Annotated in this window: 13 protein-coding genes; 7 read left to right on the top strand and 6 right to left on the bottom strand. The window is 72.8% G+C overall.

The window, feature by feature from the left end:
- Positions 1-2: 2 nt before the first annotated feature.
- From HII36_RS33160 to HII36_RS33145, 4 genes are read left to right on the top strand one after another with little or no spacing between them, the layout of a single operon-like run.
- Positions 3-1,556 carry a Na+/H+ antiporter subunit D gene (locus HII36_RS33160; RefSeq protein WP_173527245.1) on the top strand — a complete coding sequence of 518 codons (1,554 nt, stop codon included), beginning with the start codon at positions 3-5 and terminating at the stop codon, positions 1,554-1,556.
- Positions 1,553-2,086: a Na+/H+ antiporter subunit E gene (locus HII36_RS33155; protein ID WP_173527244.1), complete on the top strand. Its 534-nt coding sequence runs from the start codon at positions 1,553-1,555 to the stop codon at positions 2,084-2,086. Before HII36_RS33160 ends, HII36_RS33155 begins: the two co-directional genes overlap by 4 nt.
- Positions 2,083-2,346 carry a monovalent cation/H+ antiporter complex subunit F gene (locus HII36_RS33150; RefSeq protein ID WP_173527243.1) on the top strand — a complete coding sequence of 88 codons (264 nt, stop codon included), beginning with the start codon at positions 2,083-2,085 and terminating at the stop codon, positions 2,344-2,346. The genes HII36_RS33155 and HII36_RS33150 overlap by 4 nt, the downstream gene beginning before the upstream one ends.
- Positions 2,343-2,726: a cation:proton antiporter gene (locus HII36_RS33145; RefSeq protein WP_173527242.1), complete on the top strand. Its 384-nt coding sequence runs from the start codon at positions 2,343-2,345 to the stop codon at positions 2,724-2,726. The genes HII36_RS33150 and HII36_RS33145 overlap by 4 nt, the downstream gene beginning before the upstream one ends.
- On the opposite strand, the gene HII36_RS33140 is transcribed toward HII36_RS33145, so the two are convergent.
- Genes HII36_RS33140 through HII36_RS33125 form a run of 4 tightly spaced genes read right to left on the bottom strand, consistent with a single transcriptional unit; the run spans position 2,612 to position 6,700 of the window.
- Positions 2,612-3,181, bottom strand: a complete 570-nt coding sequence (locus tag HII36_RS33140) for a DUF6328 family protein (protein WP_328807996.1) — start codon at positions 3,179-3,181, stop codon at positions 2,612-2,614. The two genes, HII36_RS33145 and HII36_RS33140, sit on opposite strands and share 115 nt — an antisense overlap.
- Before the next feature lie 44 nt (positions 3,182-3,225).
- Positions 3,226-5,247, bottom strand: coding sequence for a xanthine dehydrogenase family protein molybdopterin-binding subunit (locus tag HII36_RS33135; protein WP_173527241.1), 2,022 nt, complete (start codon positions 5,245-5,247; stop codon positions 3,226-3,228).
- Positions 5,244-6,215, bottom strand: coding sequence for an FAD binding domain-containing protein (locus tag HII36_RS33130; RefSeq protein ID WP_173527240.1), 972 nt, complete (start codon positions 6,213-6,215; stop codon positions 5,244-5,246). Before HII36_RS33130 ends, HII36_RS33135 begins: the two co-directional genes overlap by 4 nt.
- Positions 6,212-6,700: a (2Fe-2S)-binding protein gene (locus HII36_RS33125; protein ID WP_173527239.1), complete on the bottom strand. Its 489-nt coding sequence runs from the start codon at positions 6,698-6,700 to the stop codon at positions 6,212-6,214. The genes HII36_RS33130 and HII36_RS33125 overlap by 4 nt, the downstream gene beginning before the upstream one ends.
- Before the next feature lie 143 nt (positions 6,701-6,843).
- On the opposite strand from HII36_RS33125, the gene HII36_RS33120 reads away from it, so the two are divergent.
- Genes HII36_RS33120 through recD2 form a run of 3 tightly spaced genes read left to right on the top strand, consistent with a single transcriptional unit; the run spans position 6,844 to position 11,429 of the window.
- Complete coding sequence (locus HII36_RS33120) at positions 6,844-8,007, top strand: acetate/propionate family kinase (RefSeq protein ID WP_173527238.1); 1,164 nt, start codon at positions 6,844-6,846, stop codon at positions 8,005-8,007.
- Complete coding sequence (locus HII36_RS33115) at positions 7,994-9,268, top strand: erythromycin esterase family protein (RefSeq protein ID WP_173527237.1); 1,275 nt, start codon at positions 7,994-7,996, stop codon at positions 9,266-9,268. Before HII36_RS33120 ends, HII36_RS33115 begins: the two co-directional genes overlap by 14 nt.
- A gap of 34 nt (positions 9,269-9,302) precedes the next feature.
- Positions 9,303-11,429 carry an SF1B family DNA helicase RecD2 gene (gene recD2, locus HII36_RS33110; protein ID WP_173527236.1) on the top strand — a complete coding sequence of 709 codons (2,127 nt, stop codon included), beginning with the start codon at positions 9,303-9,305 and terminating at the stop codon, positions 11,427-11,429.
- A 19-nt stretch (positions 11,430-11,448) separates the two neighbouring features.
- Here recD2 and HII36_RS33105 read toward each other — a convergent pair whose 3' ends face one another.
- The gene (locus HII36_RS33105; protein ID WP_173527235.1) at positions 11,449-14,382 is read right to left on the bottom strand and encodes an FAD-binding and (Fe-S)-binding domain-containing protein; all 2,934 of its coding nucleotides are present in this window, start codon (positions 14,380-14,382) and stop codon (positions 11,449-11,451) included.
- Between the two features lie 78 nt (positions 14,383-14,460).
- Positions 14,461-15,000, bottom strand: a complete 540-nt coding sequence (locus HII36_RS33100) for a DUF892 family protein (RefSeq protein WP_173527234.1) — start codon at positions 14,998-15,000, stop codon at positions 14,461-14,463.
- Positions 15,001-15,283: the final 283 nt, after the last annotated feature.

Below are 15,283 nucleotides of genomic sequence, written 5' to 3'. Positions count from 1 at the left end.
TAGTGGAGGGTCTCGTCTGCGTGCCCGTGCTGCTGCCGCTGCTGGCGGCGGGGCTGAAGCTGGCCATCGGCGGCCGGCTGCGGTACGTGCAGGCCTCCATCAGCCTCGGCACGCTGGCGGTGTCGCTGGCGGTGTCGGTGCTGCTGCTGATCGCGGTCGACGACGGCGGGCCGCTGGTGACCGACCTGGGCGGCTGGGTGGCGCCGGTCGGCATCTGCCTGGTGGCCGACCGGCTGTCGACGCTGGTGCTGGTGGTCTCGCAGGCGGTGACGTTCTGCGTGATGGTCTACTCGGTCGCCAACGCCTACGACGAGCAGGAGCACGACGCGCCGATGGCGATCTTCCATCCGGCGTTCCTGGTGATGGCGGCCGGGGTGGCGGACGCGTTCCTGTCCGGCGACCTGTTCAATCTGTTCGTGGCGTTCGAGATGCTGCTCAGCGGCTCGTACGTGCTGCTGACGTTCGGCGGGACCGAGTCGAGGATCCGGGCCGGGGCCACGTACACGCTGATGGCGCTGGCGTCGTCGATGTTGTTCCTCATCGCGATCGCGATCACCTACGCGGCGACGGGCACGCTGTCGATGGCGCAGCTCGCGGTGCGGTTCGGCACGCTGCCCGAGCTGGTCAAGCTGCTGGTGGAGCTGACGCTGCTGCTGGCGTTCGCGATCAAGGCGGCGATCTTCCCGGTGTCGGCGTGGCTGCCGGACTCCTATCCGACCGCGCCCGCGCCGGCGACGGCGGTGTTCGCCGGGCTGCTCACCAAGGTCGGCGTGTACTCGATCATCCGGCTGGAGGCGCTGCTGTTCCCCGGCGGGCCGGTCTCGACGCTGCTCATGTGGGTGGCGCTGGCCACCATGCTGGTCGGCGTGCTGGGCGCGGTCGCGCAGACCGACATCAAGCGGATGTTGTCGTTCACGCTGGTCAGCCATATCGGGTTCATGGTGTTCGGGGTGGGACTCTCGACCGTGATGGGCATGGCGGGCGCGGTGTTCTACGTGGTGCACCACATCACCGTGCAGACCAGCCTGTTCCTGGTGACCGGCCTGATCGAGCGGCGTACCGGGACCACGTCGGTGACCAGGCTGGGCGGGCTGATGACGGTGACGCCGGTGATCGCGGTGCTGTTCTTCGTCCCGGCCATGAATCTGTCGGGCATCCCTCCCATGTCTGGATTTTTGGGCAAATTGATGCTCATTCAGGCCGCGCTTGACAAGGGCGGCTGGCTGGCGATCGTCCTGGTCGCCGGCGGGCTGGTGACGAGCCTGCTCACCCTGTACGCCATCGCCAAGACGTGGGGCAAGGCGTTCTGGCGGCGGCCGAAGAAGAGCCGCTTCGGCCGGGTGGTGGAGAGCGAGGAGTACACCGGCGAGGACCCGGTGGTGACCACGACCAGCACGCCGCCCGCGCTGCTCGGCGCCACGGTGGCGCTGGTGGGGCTCGGGTTGTCGTTCACCGTGCTGGCCGGGCCGCTGTCGGCGCTGGCGGTGCGGGCGGCGGGAGAGCTGATGGCGCGCGAGCCGTACATCACGGCGGTGCTGGGGAGGGGGCTGAGGTGAAGTACCTGGTGCCGCGGCTGTTCGGCAGGCCGGTGCCGGTGCCGCTGGTGTTGTGGCTGGCGCTGGTGTGGGTGACGCTGTGGGGGAAGCCGTCGATCGGCAACGTGGTCGGCGGGCTGCTGGCCGCGACCGTGGTGACGTGGCTGCTGCCGCTGCCGGTGCTCGATCCGGGCATCAGGATCCACCCGGTGGGGCTGGTGCGGTTCCTGGCCGTGTTCGGGGTGGACATGCTGGTCTCCACCGTCCGGGTGGTGGTGTGGGTGCTGCGGCCGGGGCCGCCGCCGACGCAGCTCATCCGGGTGCGGCTGCGCACCTCGTCGGAGTCGATGACGGTGATCGTCATGGTGGCGCTGACCACCGTGCCGGGCAGCCTCGTGGTGGAGGCGTACCTGGACCGGCGTGAGCTGCTGCTGCACGTGCTGGGCCTGCCCGGCGACGCCACCGAGAAGGTCAGAGCGGACGTGGCCGCGCTGGAGTCGCGCATCGTGGGCGCGTTCGGCACCCGGGCGGACCGGGAGGCGCTGCGATGACGGAGGCGATCTACCTGGTGGTGATCGGGCTGCTCGGCTGCGGCGCGGCCGCCACCCTGTACCGGGTGGGACGGGGGCCGACCATGCTGGACCGGGCGGTGGCGCTGGACGTGCTCACCTCGCTGTCGATGTGCGGGGTGGGCGCGTTCGCGGTGGCCTGGGACGACTACTCGGACCTGCCGATCCTGCTCGTGTTGTCCCTGCTGGGGTTCGTCGGGTCGGTGTCGATCGCCAGGTTCTTCTCCGGGCGATCCCGATGAGGCAGGTTCTGGAGGTCGCCGGGGCGGTGTGCCTGCTGGTCGGCGCGGCGCTGGCGCTGTCGGCCGGGGTGGGGCTGGTGCGGTTCGGCACCACCCTGGAACGCATGCACGCCGGGACCAAGCCGCAGGTCCTCGGCGTGCTGGTGGTGCTGTTCGCGATGTGGCTGCGCCGGCCGACCTGGGCGAGCGCGGGCCCGCTGCTGCTGGTCGGCCTGTCGCAGGTGATCACGGTGTCGGTGGCGGCGTACATGGTGGCGCGGGCGGCCTACCTGCGCGAATCGCCGTCCGACGACACGTCGCTGCCGTCGGACGAGCCGTCGGACGAGCCGTCCGACGAGCCGCCAGACGGACCCTCGGACGAGTCGCGCGCGGATGACTGACCGTTGGCCTCGGAGCGGTTGAGCGCGGGCTGGCCGAACCACGTCCACAGCGCCAGCACGGCCAGCACGCCCGCGGTGACCCACGCCAGCGTCGGCCCGAACAGGTAGTCGATCACCAGCATGGTGGCCGTGGTCATCGACAGGGCCAGCGCCAGCGCGCCGGCCAGGCCGTAGAAGTTGGAGCGGGCGACCAGCTTCTCCTTCAGCCCCTGCCTGAACAGCACCCGGTGCTGCGCGGTCGGCGCGATGTAGCAGATCGACGCGACGGCCGCGCTGACCAGCGCCACGAAGAACAGCCAGCGGTCGGCCGTGTCGAGCCGGTCGAACCCGGTCGAGAACGGCACCGTGAGCAGGAACGCGAACAGCACCTGCACCCCGGTCACCGCGACGCGCGCACCCTGTAACAGCTCCACGAAGTTCCGGTCGGCGCGTTCCTCGTGCGACTCCTGTTTCACCTGACCTCCCCCTGCTGACGAGAGGTGTCCTCTTCCATCTGAGCTCAGGCCAAAACCTTCGCCGGGGTGATCGGCAGGTCGCGGATCCTGCGCCCGGTGGCGTGGTGCACGGCGTTGCCGATGGCCGCGGCGGTGCCGACGATGCCGATCTCGCCGATGCCCTTGACGCCCATCGGGTTGAGCCGGTCGTCCTGCTCGTCGATCCAGACCGCCTCGACGTCGGGCACGTCGGCGCAGGCCGGCACGTGGTACTGGGCCAGGTCGCGGTGCAGGAAGCCGCCGAACTCCAGGTCGGTGAGCGTCTCCTCGAGCAGTGCCATGCCCAGGCCCATGGTCATGCCGCCGATGAACTGGGACCTGGCCAGTTCGGCGTCCACGATGTGGCCGCAGGCGAAGACGCCGAGCAGGCGCGGGACCCTGATCTCGCCGGTGACGGCGTTCACCCGCACCTCGGCGAACTGGGCGCCGAAGGCGTGCCTGGCGAGCGCGGCGTCGGACTTGACCTCGTCGGTGGTGTCGGCGAAGCCCTCCTGGCCGTCGCGCCGGAGCGCTTCGCAGGCGCGTACCACGGCCGAGCCCCACGAGGCGGTGCCCATCGAGCCGCCCGCGACCGGGGCCTTGGGCAGGTCGCTGTCGCCGATCTCGACGTGTACGCGGTCCGGGGCGACGCCGAGCGCGCCTGCCGCGATCTTGGTCAGCGCGGTGCGCGCGCCGGTGCCCAGGTCGGTGGCGGCCACGCGGACGTGGAAGTCGCCGTCGCGCACGACGGCCGACGCCTGGCACGGCGCGCGCCTGGCCGGGTAGGTGGAGGCGGCCACGCCGGTGCCCACCAGCCAGTCGCCCGCGCGCCTGATGCCGGGGGCCGGGTCGCGGCGGTCCCAGCCGAAGCGGCGGGCGCCCTCGCGCAGGCAGGCGACCAGGTTGCGGGAGCTGAACGGCAGCCCGCCGTCGGGATCCGTGTCGGGCTCGTTGATCACTCTGAGCTCGACCGGGTCGAGCCCGGCGGCGGTGGCGAGTTCGTCCATGGCCGATTCGAGCGCGTACATGCCGGGGCATTCGCCGGGGGCGCGCATCCACGACGGGGTGGCCACGTCCAGCCGGGCCAGCCGGTGCGCGGTGCGCAGACTGGGCGTGGCGTACATGGTGCGGGCCACGACGGCGGCCTGTTCGGCGAACTCCACCAGCGTGGAGCTCTGCACGTACGCCTCGTGCTCGATCGCGGTCAGCCGGCCGGACCGGTCGGCGCCCAGGCGCAGGCGCTGGATGGTCGGCGTGCGGTAGCCGGTCAGGTCGAACATCTGCTGCCGGGTCAGCGCGATCTTGACGGGCCGCCCGGCCTTCCGCGCGGCGAGCGCGGCCAGGACGGCGTGCGGCCTGGTGGTGCCCTTCGAGCCGAAGCCGCCGCCGACGTGCCGGTTGACCACGCGCACCCGTTCCTCGGGCAGGCCGAGGGTCTTGGCGATGGTGGTGCGGTCGGTGGCCGCCCCCTGCGCGGAGTTGTAGACGAGCAGGGTGCCCTCGTCGTCCCAGAGCGCGATCGCGGCGTGCGGCTCCATCGGGTTGTTGTGCAGGACCGGCGTGGTGTACGTGACGTCCACGGTGGTCTCGGCGGCGGCCAGGCCCGCCTCGACGTCGCCCTTGGCGGTGTCGGCGGGAAAGCCCGCGTTGACCTGGTCGGGCGTGTACAGCCCGGCGTGGTCGGTGCGCAGCGTCACGTCGTGCGGCTGCGGCAGGTAGGTGACGCGCACCGCGTCGGCGGCGGCGCGGGCCTGGTCGTAGGTGCCGGCGACGACGGCCGCGACGATCTGGCCCCGGTAGGCGATCTCGCGGCCCTGGAACAGCGCCAGTTCCGGGTCGGCGTCGGCGGCCAGCTCGGGCGGCTCGTCGCTGGAGAGCACGGCCAGCACGCCGGGCATGGCCAGCGCCTCGGCCGCGTCGATGCCGTCGATCCTGCCCCTGGCGATCGTGGCCTGGACGGGGTAGGCGTAGGCGACGTCCTCGACCGGGTACTCGGCGGCGTACGTGGCCAGGCCGGTGACCTTGACGCGGCCCTCGATGCGGTTCACGGCGCCAGCTCCTCCAGCGTGCGGACGATCAGATTGCGCGCCAGCGGCAGCTTGTAGGCGTTGCGCGGCAGCGGCACGGCCTGTTCCAGCTCCGCCTCGGCGGCCTGCAGGAACGCCTCCCCCGTCGCCGGGCCGCCGATCAGCGCCTGCTCGGCCCGCTCGGCCCGCCAGGGGGCGTGCGCGACGCCGCCGAGCGCGATCCTGCAGTCGTCGACCGTGCCGTCCCAGCGCACGTCGAGCACGGCCGCGATGGACACCAGCGCGAACGCGAACGACGCCCGCTCGCGCACCTTGCGGTAGAGCGAGGCGCCGGGCGGCGGTTCGGGCAGCTCGACCGCGGTGATGAGCGCGCCCGGCTCCAGCACGGTGTCGTGCTCGGGCGTGTCGCCGGGCAGCCGGTGCAGGCCGGGCATCGGGATGATCTGGTCGCCGCTCGGCCCGGTCACGTGCACCTCGGCGTCCAGCGCGGCCAGCGCGACGGCCATGTCGGACGGGTGCGTGGCCACGCAGGCGTCGGACGCGCCCAGGATGGCCAGGTTGGCGTGGTCGCCGCCGATGGCCGGGCAGCCGCTGCCGGGCTGGCGCTTGTTGCACGGCCTGGTGACGTCCTGGAAGTAGGCGCAGCGGGTGCGTTGCAGCAGGTTGCCGCCCACCGTGGCCATGTTGCGCACCTGGCCGGAGGCGCCGGTCAGCACGGCGCGGGCGAGCATCGGGTAGCGGGTGCGGATCAGCGGGTCGGCGGCCAGGTCGCTGTTGCGCACGGCGGCGCCGATGCGGACGCGGTCGCGGACCGGTTCGATGACGTCCAGCGCGAGCCTGCTGACGTCGACCAGGGCGGTCGGCTCGGCCACGCCCAGGCGCATCAGGTCGACCAAATTGGTGCCGCCGCCCAGGTACATGGCGCCCTCGCGGAACCTGGCGACCGCGTCGGACGGGCTGTCGGCCCTGGCGTACTCGAAGGGTCTCACCTGGCCACGTCCTCGATCGCGCGGACGATGTTGACGTACGCGCCGCACCTGCACAGGTTGCCGCTCATGCGTTCCCTGATCTCCTCGGGCGTCAGGTCGGGATCGACCAGGATGTCCTCGGTCACCGCGCTCGGCCCCGGCTCGCCCAGCATGCCGAGCGCCGAGCAGATCTGGCCGGGCGTGCAGTAGCCGCACTGGAAGGCGTCGCGCTCGATGAACGCCGTCTGCAGCGGGTGCAGCTCGGGCCCGTGCGCGAGCCCTTCGACGGTGGTGACCGCCAGCTGGTCGGCGGCCACGGCGAGCGTCAGGCAGGAGTTGGCCCTGCGGCCCTCGATCAGCACGGTGCACGCGCCGCACTGGCCGTGGTCGCAGCCCTTCTTCGACCCGGTCAGGCCCAGGCGCTCGCGCAGCAGGTCGAGCAGCGAGACCCGGGGGTCCACGTCGAGCGTGCGCACCACGCCGTTCACCTGCAGGGTGATCTCCATGGCGATTCGCCTACCCGACCGCTCACCGCGACAACCTCGCGCTGCGGCATGGAGGGGTAAAGCCGGACGTCAGCGCCCGCCCACGGGTCCGGGCTGCGGGGTTTGGCGTGCCGAGCCGGGGTAGCCCGACCTGCGGGGGTGGCATGAGGCGAGCGCTGGACGAGCAGGTGGACGAGAGCGCGGCGATTCTCACCGTGAACGCCGGATCGTCGAGTCTGCGCCTCGACCTGGTCGAGGGCGGCAGCGTGCTGGACAGCGCGCACGCCGAGCGGGCCGTCGACCCGACCTCCGCGGGCGAGGAGCTGGCCGCGTTCCTGGGCGGCCACTTCGACCGGGACGTCAGGGCCGTGGCGCACCGGGTGGTGCACGGCGGCGAGGTCGTGCGGTCACCGGCGGTGGCCGACGACGAGACCGTGGCGGCGCTGCGCGGCCTCACCTCGCTGGCGCCGCTGCACCTGCCGCCGGCGCTGGCGCTGATCGACGCCGCGCGCGAGCAGCTGCCCGCCGTGCCGCACGTGCTCTGCCCCGACACCGCCTTCCACGCGGACCTGCCCGCGGCCGCCGCCACGTACGCGCTGCCCGCGCGGTGGCGCGAGCGGCACGGACTGCGCCGCTACGGCTTCCACGGCCTGTCCTACGCCTGGGCCGCCGACCGGGTGGCCGAGCTGCTCGGCCGGGTGCCGACGGAACTCGATCTCGTGCTGACCCACCTGGGCGGCGGCTGCTCGGTGTGCGCGGTGTCGGGCGGGCGCAGCCTGGACACGTCCATGGGGTTCACCCCGCTGGACGGCGTGCCCATGAGCAAGCGCTCGGGCGGCGTCGATCCCGGGATGCTGGTGTGGCTGCTGCGCGAGGGCCACCTGACGGCCGACGAGCTCGGCGAGGGGCTGGAGCGACACTCCGGCCTGCTGGGATTGTCCGGCGGCCGGTCCGGGGACACGCGCGAGCTGGTCGCGGCCGAGCGCGACGGCGACGAGGCGGCGTGGCTGGCGCTGGCCGTGTTCGCGCACCGGGTGGCCAGGGAGATCGCCGCCGCGGCCACCTCGCTGCGCCGGCTCGACGCGCTGGTGTTCACCGGCGAGATCGGCTGGGACCAGCCCGAGGTGCGCGCGGCCGTGTGCGCCCGGCTGGGCCTGCTCGGCGTCGAACCCCCCGCACGCGGGAACCGCCACGACGACGGCCCGGTCAGCGCGGACGGCGCGGCCGTGCCGGTCCTGGTGGTCCAGGTACGTGAGGAACTGCAGCTCGCCCGCGAATGCCTGCGCATGCTGCGGCCACCGGAGGAGGACGACGATGGACCTCGCTGAGATCAGGGCGTCCGCGCTGCCGCTGACCACCCCTGCCGACCTCGACCCGGTGCTCGACCGTGTCGGCGACGCCAGGTTCGTGCTGATCGGCGAGGCCAGCCACGGCACGCACGACTTCTACGAGTGGCGGGCCGCGCTGACCAAGCGGCTCATCGCCGAGAAGGGGTTCTCGTTCGTCGGGGTCGAGGGCGACTGGCCGGACTGCGAGCGGGTGAACCGGGCCGTCACCGACAGCGGCGACCCGTTCGACGCGCTGTACGGCTTCGCCCGCTGGCCCACGTTCATGTGGGCCAACCACGAGGTGGTGGCGTTCTGCCGGTGGCTGCGCGAGTGGAACGACGGGCTGCCGCCCGAGCGCCGCTGCGGCTTCCACGGCCTGGACGTCTACAGCCTGTGGGACTCGCTGCGCGCCGTGCGCCGCTACGCCGCCGCCCACCTGCCCGAGCAGATGGAGGCGGTGACGAAGGCGCTGCACTGCTTCGAGGCCTACGGTCACGACCCGCAGCAGTACGCGCTGTCCACCCGGCTGGTGCCGGCCACCTGCGAGCAGGAGGTCGTGGACCTGCTGTCCGACGTGGTGCGCAGCGCCCCGCACGACGTGGGCGGCTTCGCCGCGCGGCAGAACGCCGAGGTGGTGGCCGGGGCCGAGGCGTACTACCGAGCGATGGTGCAGGGCGGGCCCGAGTCGTGGAACGTCCGCGACGTGCACATGGCCGACACCCTGGACCGGCTGGCGCTGTTCCACGAGGAGGGCGGCGCGAGCGGCAAGGGCGTGGTGTGGGCGCACAACACGCACGTCGGCGACGCCCGCGCCACCGACATGGCCGCGGCCGGGATGACCAACCTGGGCCAGCTCGCCCGCGAGCGCCACGGCGGCGACGCGGTCCTGGTGGGCTTCGGCTGCTACCGCGGCTCGGTGGTGGCCGGCAACCGCTGGGGCGCCCAGCACCGCGTCATGACGGTGCCGCCGGCCAGGCCCGCCTCGCTGGAGGCCACCCTGCACGAGGCCATCGGTCAGGAGCGGGCGCTGTTCGTCGTCCCGCCGCAGCCGCGCGGCGACTGGTTCGACGAGCCGATGGCGCACCGGGCGATCGGCGTCGTGTACGACCCGGAGCGGGAGCGGTGGGGCAACTACGTGCCGACCGTGGCGGGCAGCCGCTACGACGTGTTCCTGTGGCTGGACCGCACCGCCGCCCTGCACCCGCTGCACGGCGAGCCGTGGGGCGACGTGGAGCCGGAGACGTACCCGACCGCCATGTGACCGGTTGTCGGTGGCGGGTGGTTTGATCGGGGCTGTGGAGGCCTCCGTCGAGCAGCTCGTGTTCGTCCGCGAAGACGAATACACCGTCGCGCGCATGAGCGCCGAGAGCGTGCCCGCCTTCGTGGCCACCGGGCGGGCGCTGGCCGGGGCGCAGCCGGGCGAGACACTCCGGCTGTCGGGCGACTGGGCCGAGCATCCGCGTTACGGGCGGCGCTTCGCGGTCGCCGCCTGCGAGCGGATCGTGCCGGCCACGGTCCGGGCCATCACGATCTACCTGGGGTCGGGGCTGATCAGGGGCATCGGGCCGCGGCTGGCGTACGCGATCGTCGACCACTTCGGCGAGGCCACGCTGAAGGTGATCGACGCCGAGCCGGAGCGGCTCACCGAGGTGGTCAACATCGGGCCGGCCAGGCAGGGGCAGATCGTGCGGGCCTGGCGCGAGCAGAAGCAGATCGCCGCGCTGATGGTCACCCTGCAGGGGTTCGGGGTCAGCCCGCTGCTGGCGGCCAAGGTCTACCAGGTGTACGGCGACGACTCGGCCGAGGTGCTGGCCAGCGACCCGTACCGGATGATCGGGCGGGTCAGGGGCGTGGCGTTCCACACCGCCGACCGCATCGCGCTGCAGTCGGGCGTGCCCGAGCGCAGCCCGCAGCGGGTGCAGGCGGCGCTGCTCGACCGGCTCGAGTCGGCGGCCGGCCGCGACGGGCACTGCTTCGTGCCGCTGCCCAACCTGGTCGCGCAGACGGCCGAGCTGATCGAGCAGGAGCAGGGCCTGGTCGCGCGGGCGGTCGACGCGTTGCAGGCCGAGCGGCGGGTGGTGGTCGAGGCGGCCCCCGACCAGCCGGGCGGCGCGGCCGTCTACACCAAGCAGACCCACGGCCGCGAGGTGCGGCTGGCCGCCGAGCTCACCCGGCTCATGCGGGCCCGCTCGACGCTGCCGCTGCGTGCCTTCACCGAGGACACGAGCCTGCACGACGACCAGCGCGCGGCCGTGAACATGGCGCTGACCAGCACGGTGTCCGTGCTGACCGGCGGTCCTGGCGTCGGCAAGAGCCACACGGTGAAGGCGATCGCCACCACCGTGCGCGCGGCCGGCGGGCGGGTCACGCTCGCGGCGCCCACCGGCAAGGCGGCCAAACGGCTGTCGGAGCTGACCGGGCTGCCCGCGATGACCGTGCACCGCATGCTGGCCCATCAGCCCGATCCGGCCAAGCTGTTCGACGAGACCCCGGTGCAGGCCGATCTGGTGGTGGTCGACGAGGCGTCCATGCTCGACCTGCACCTGACCACGCGGCTGGCCACCGCGGTGCCTTCGGGCACGCACCTGCTGTTCATCGGCGACAGCGATCAGCTGCCCAGCATCGGGGCCGGCGACGTGCTGGCCGACCTGCTGAAGGTGGAGGCGGTCCCGCGCGTCCAGCTCACGCACGTGTTCAGGCAGGCGGGCGGCAGCGGCATCGTCGAGGCCGCGCACCGCATCAGGGCCGGGCGCATGCCGCTGACGCCCGGGCGCGGCGGGTTCTGGTTCGAGGAGCTCGACGACCCGGCGAAGGTCGCCGACCGGGTGGCGCACCTGGCGATGGAGGCCATCCCGCGCAAGCAGGGCGTCGACCCGTCGCAGGTGCAGGTGCTGTGCCCGATGCGGCGCGGCGAGACGGGCACGCTGGAGCTGGGCCGGCGCATCCAGGAGCGGCTCAACCCGGCCGGCGACGGCAAGGACGAGCACTGGTCCGGCTCGACCGTGTTCCGGGTGGGCGACCGGGTGATGCCCATCCGGAACAACTACGACAAGGGCGTCTTCAACGGCGAGATCGGCACGGTCACGGCGGTGGTGCGGCAGGACCGGGTGGTGGAGCTGCGCACCGACGACGGCGAGATCGTCCAGTACGGCTTCGACGAGCTCGACGACCTCACCCACGCGTACGCGATCAGCGTGCACCGCTCGCAGGGCAGCGAGTACCCGTTCGTGGTGGCGCCGATCGTGGCCGAGGCGGGCGGCATCATGTTGCGCCGGCGGCTGCTGTACACCCTGGTGACGCGGGCCAAGGCGTGGGTGGTGCTGGTGGGGCAGCGGGAGGCGCTGGAGCTCGCGGTGCACCGGCTCGGCCGGCCGCGCAACACCGGCCTGGCCCGCCGCCTGGCCCACAGCCTCGACCTGTGACGCCGTCCCCGTGCAGGGGTCAGGGATGGGGCTGGCCGATCGCGCTGGACAGGAGTTCGGCCAGGTGGCGGCCGCGGCGGCCGGTGCCGCCGGCGGCGATCTGGGTGCGGCAGGAGAACCCGTCCGCCAGGATGGCGTGCCGCGGGTCGGCGCCGCGCACGGCGGGCCACAGCCCCTCCTCCGCGCACGCCACCGACGTCTCGTAGTGCCCGCGCTCGAACCCGAAGTTCCCCGCCTGCCCGCAGCAGCCCGATTCGAGCACGTCGGTGTGGATGCCGAAGCGTTCGAGCACGTCACGGTCGGCGTCGAAGCCCATGATGGCGCTCTGGTGGCAGTGCACCTGGGCGATCGCCTCGCCGCCGCTGCTGGGCGGCCGCCAGTCGGTGTCGTGCAGGAGTTCGGCCAGGGTGAGCGTGCGTTCGGCGAGCAGGTTGGTCTGCGGGGTGTTCAGCAGTTCCGGCCCGTCGGCGCGGAAGACGGCGGTGCAGCTGGGCTCCAGCCCGACCACCGGCACGCCCGACTCCAGCCACGGCGTCAGCGCCGACACGGTGCGGCCGAGCACCCGCTTGGCGATGCCGAGCTGCCCGGTGGAGATCCAGGTCAGGCCGCAGCACAGCGCCACCGGCGGCACGTGCACCTCGAACCCGGCCGCCTCCAGCACGTGCACCGCGGCCCGGCCGATGTGCGGGTCGAAGTTGTTGGTGAACGTGTCGGCCCAGAGCACCACCCGTCCCCGTTCCGGGCGGCGGGCGAACGGCCGCCGTTTGAACCAGTCGGTGAACCGTTCGCCGGCGAACCTGGGCACCTCGCGCTCGGGCGCCATCCCGGCGGCGGCCTTGACCAGCCGCGACAGCCCGGGCGCGTGCGTGACCGCGTTGACCAGTCCCGGCACGGGCGCGGCGAGCGCGGCCCACAGCGGCAGCCAGCCCATCGAGTAGTGCGCCATCGGCCGCACCCGGTGCCGGTAGTGGTGTGCCAGGAATTCCGCCTTGTAGGTGGCCATGTCCACGTTGACCGGGCATTCGGCGCGGCAGCCCTTGCACGACAGGCACAGGTCGAGCGCGTCGCGCACGGCGGTGGAGCGCCAGCCGTCGGTGATCACGTCGCCGCGCAGCATCTCCTCCAGCAGCCGCGCCCGGCCGCGCGTGGAGTGCTCCTCCTCGCGGGTGACGCGGTAGCTCGGGCACATGACGCCGCCCTCGAACGTGTGCTTGCGGCACTTGCCGGTGCCGACGCAGCGGGTGGCCGCGTGGCCGAAACGTCCATGATTGTCGGGGTAGGTGAAGAAGGTGTGGCGCGGCTCGACCGGGAAGAAGTGCCGCTGCGTCAGGTTCTGGTCCAGCCGGTACGGGTGCACGACCTTGCCCGGGTTCATCCGGTCGCGCGGGTCGAAGATGGCCTTGAGCCGGCCGAACGCCTCCACCACCGCGTCGCCGAACATGCGTGGCAGCAGTTCGGCCATCGACTGGCCGTCGCCGTGCTCGCCGGACAGCGAGCCGCCGTAGGAGGCGACCAGGTCGGCGGCCTCCTGGGCGAAGGCCCGGTACTTGGCGATGCCGTCGTCGGTGTGCAGGTCGAGCGGCATCCTGCCGTGCACGCAGCCCTGGCCGAAGTGGCCGTACAGGGTGGAGGCCTGGTAGCCGTAGCGGCGCAGCAGGTCCTCGTACTCGCGCAGGTAGGCGCCGAGCCGTTCGGGCGGGACGGCCGCGTCCGACCAGCCCTCGTAGGTCTGCTTGCCGGTCGGCGGGTACGCCTCGACGCCGAGCCCCGATTCGCGCAGCGCCCAGAGCTGGTCCTCCTTGACCGGGTCGCCGAGGAAGGAGGTGGCCGGGGTGGGCGCGTGGGCGTGCTGCTCGACGTCGCGCATCATCTCCTCGGCCCGCCGCTCGGCCTGGTCGGGCGTGTCGCCGCCGAACTGCACCAGCAGCCAGCCGCAGCCCTTCGGCAGCTCGGCGAGCGCGGGGTCGTCGGGGCGTTCGCGGCGGGCCAGGTCGAGCATGCGGTCGTCCATGGCCTCCAGCGCGATCGGCCGGTGCGCGGCGACGAGCGGCACGGCGTCGGCGGCGCTGAAGATGTCCTGGAAGCCGAGCACGGCCAGGGCCCGCGCGGGCGGCCTGGCCACCAGGCTGAGCTCGGCGCGCAGCACGGCCACCAGCGTGCCCTCGCTGCCGACCAGGGCGCGGGCCACGTCGAAGCCGTTCTCGGGCAGCAGCGAGTCGAGGTTGTAGCCGGACACGCGCCGCTCCAGCTTGGGGAAGCGGGTGCGCACCAGGCTCATCGTGTCGTCGCGCAGCTCACGCAGCTCGCGGTAGATGTGCGCGAGCCGGCCGCCTTCGGCCTGGATGCGGGCGTACTCCTCGTCGCTCGTCTGGCCCACCCAGGCGCGCACGCCGTCGTAGGTGACGATCTCCAGCCGCACCACCGACTCCGACATCTTCCCGTACGCCTGGGCGCTGGCCCCGCACGAGTTGTTGCCGATCATGCCGCCGATCGTGCAGGCCGGGTGGCTGGACGGCTTCGGGCCCACCATCAGCCCGTGCGGGGCCAGCTCGCGGTTGACCGCGTCCAGGTTGGCGCCGGTCTGGACGATCGCCCGCCGTCCCGCCACGTCGACCGACTCGACGCGGTGGCAGTGCTTGGACCAGTCGATCACGACGGCCACGTTGCAGCACTGCCCGGCCAGGCTGGTGCCGCCGCCGCGCGACAGCACGGGCACGTCGCGCGCCCGGCACACCGCGATCGCCGCCGCCCCCGCCTCCGGGGTGCGGGGCACGACGACGCCGATCGGGACCTGACGGTAGTTGGAGGCGTCGGTGGAGTAGGCGGCCCGGCTGCCGGCGTCGAAGCGCACCTCGCCGTCCACGGATTCCTCGAGCCGCCGTCGCAGCGTCTCGACGTCGAGGTCGCGGGGCGCCGAGGTGCGGGTGACGGGTGTGCTGACCAGGCTGTCCATAGCCTCGCCCGTACCCGTGCCGTCTCACGCCCGGCCCAACCCCGCGCCAAGCGAGCGTCTAACCCCCGTCTGGACGCGCTACACGCCGAGCAGGTCGGTGAGGTCGTCGGCGTGTTCCTCTTCCTCCTCCAGGATCGACTCCATGAGGCGGCGCGTGGTCGGGTCGCCTTCCCCCAGCCACCGGATGATCTCCTGGTAGGTGGAGATGACGATGCGCTCGGCCCAGAGGTTCGATTCGAGCAGCGCCTTCAGGTCGGTGTCGGCCGGCACCTGGTAGTCGGTGTGCGAGCGCTGCACCAGTTTGGCCGGGTCGAAGTCCGGCTCGCCGCCGAGCTGGCTGACCCGTTCCGCGGCGCGCAGGGCGTGCTCCAGCTCCTCCTTGGCGTGCTCGGTGAACTCGTCGGACACCTGCGCCCGGTCGATCCCCTTGGCGGAGATCGCGTGCCTGGTGTAGCGCAGCCAGCACACCACCTCGGTCGCGATCACGTCGTTGAGAACGTCGATGACCTTCTGCGGATCGCGTCCGAAGGTCTCCGTCACCGGGCCGTCGTCCATCTTCTGGCGTACCTGGTCGCGGATCCTGGTGACGTCCAGGACGAAGTCGTCGGTCTGAGTCATGTGATTCGTCATCCTTCCCCCGCGGAGGAGTTCCTCCTGGTCAAAGGTAACTTTCAGCGGCGGGCGCGGCGGGCTGCGACACCCCGGTCCCACCGGCGGATCTCCGGCGCAGGCGGCCGGCGGTACCGGGGGCGGCTCGGGGCTCCGGCGGTCGGCGGTACCGGGGCGGCTCCTTCGGCGGTTTGGTCGGCGGCTCGGGGGGCGGCTCGGGCTCCGGCGGTCGGCGGCTCCTTCGGCGGTACCGGAGACGGTTCGGTCGGCGGTACCGGGGGCGGCTCGGGGA

Source organism: Nonomuraea antri (assembly GCF_013283785.1).
Classification (GTDB): Bacteria; Actinomycetota; Actinomycetes; order Streptosporangiales; family Streptosporangiaceae; genus Nonomuraea; species Nonomuraea antri.
This window is presented reverse-complemented; position numbering and strand designations above follow the sequence as displayed.

What these genes read in the sequence shown, in the direction of transcription:
- HII36_RS33125 (WP_173527239.1), bottom strand. Translation starts at nt 6,700, where the DNA reads ATGGAGATCACCCTGCAGGTGAACGGCGTGGTGCGCACGCTCGACGTG.
- HII36_RS33120 (WP_173527238.1), top strand. Translation starts at nt 6,844, where the DNA reads ATGAGGCGAGCGCTGGACGAGCAGGTGGACGAGAGCGCGGCGATTCTC.
- HII36_RS33150 (WP_173527243.1), top strand. Translation starts at nt 2,083, where the DNA reads ATGACGGAGGCGATCTACCTGGTGGTGATCGGGCTGCTCGGCTGCGGC.
- HII36_RS33105 (WP_173527235.1), bottom strand. Translation starts at nt 14,382, where the DNA reads ATGGACAGCCTGGTCAGCACACCCGTCACCCGCACCTCGGCGCCCCGC.
- HII36_RS33145 (WP_173527242.1), top strand. Translation starts at nt 2,343, where the DNA reads ATGAGGCAGGTTCTGGAGGTCGCCGGGGCGGTGTGCCTGCTGGTCGGC.
- HII36_RS33100 (WP_173527234.1), bottom strand. Translation starts at nt 15,000, where the DNA reads ATGACTCAGACCGACGACTTCGTCCTGGACGTCACCAGGATCCGCGAC.
- HII36_RS33115 (WP_173527237.1), top strand. Translation starts at nt 7,994, where the DNA reads ATGGACCTCGCTGAGATCAGGGCGTCCGCGCTGCCGCTGACCACCCCT.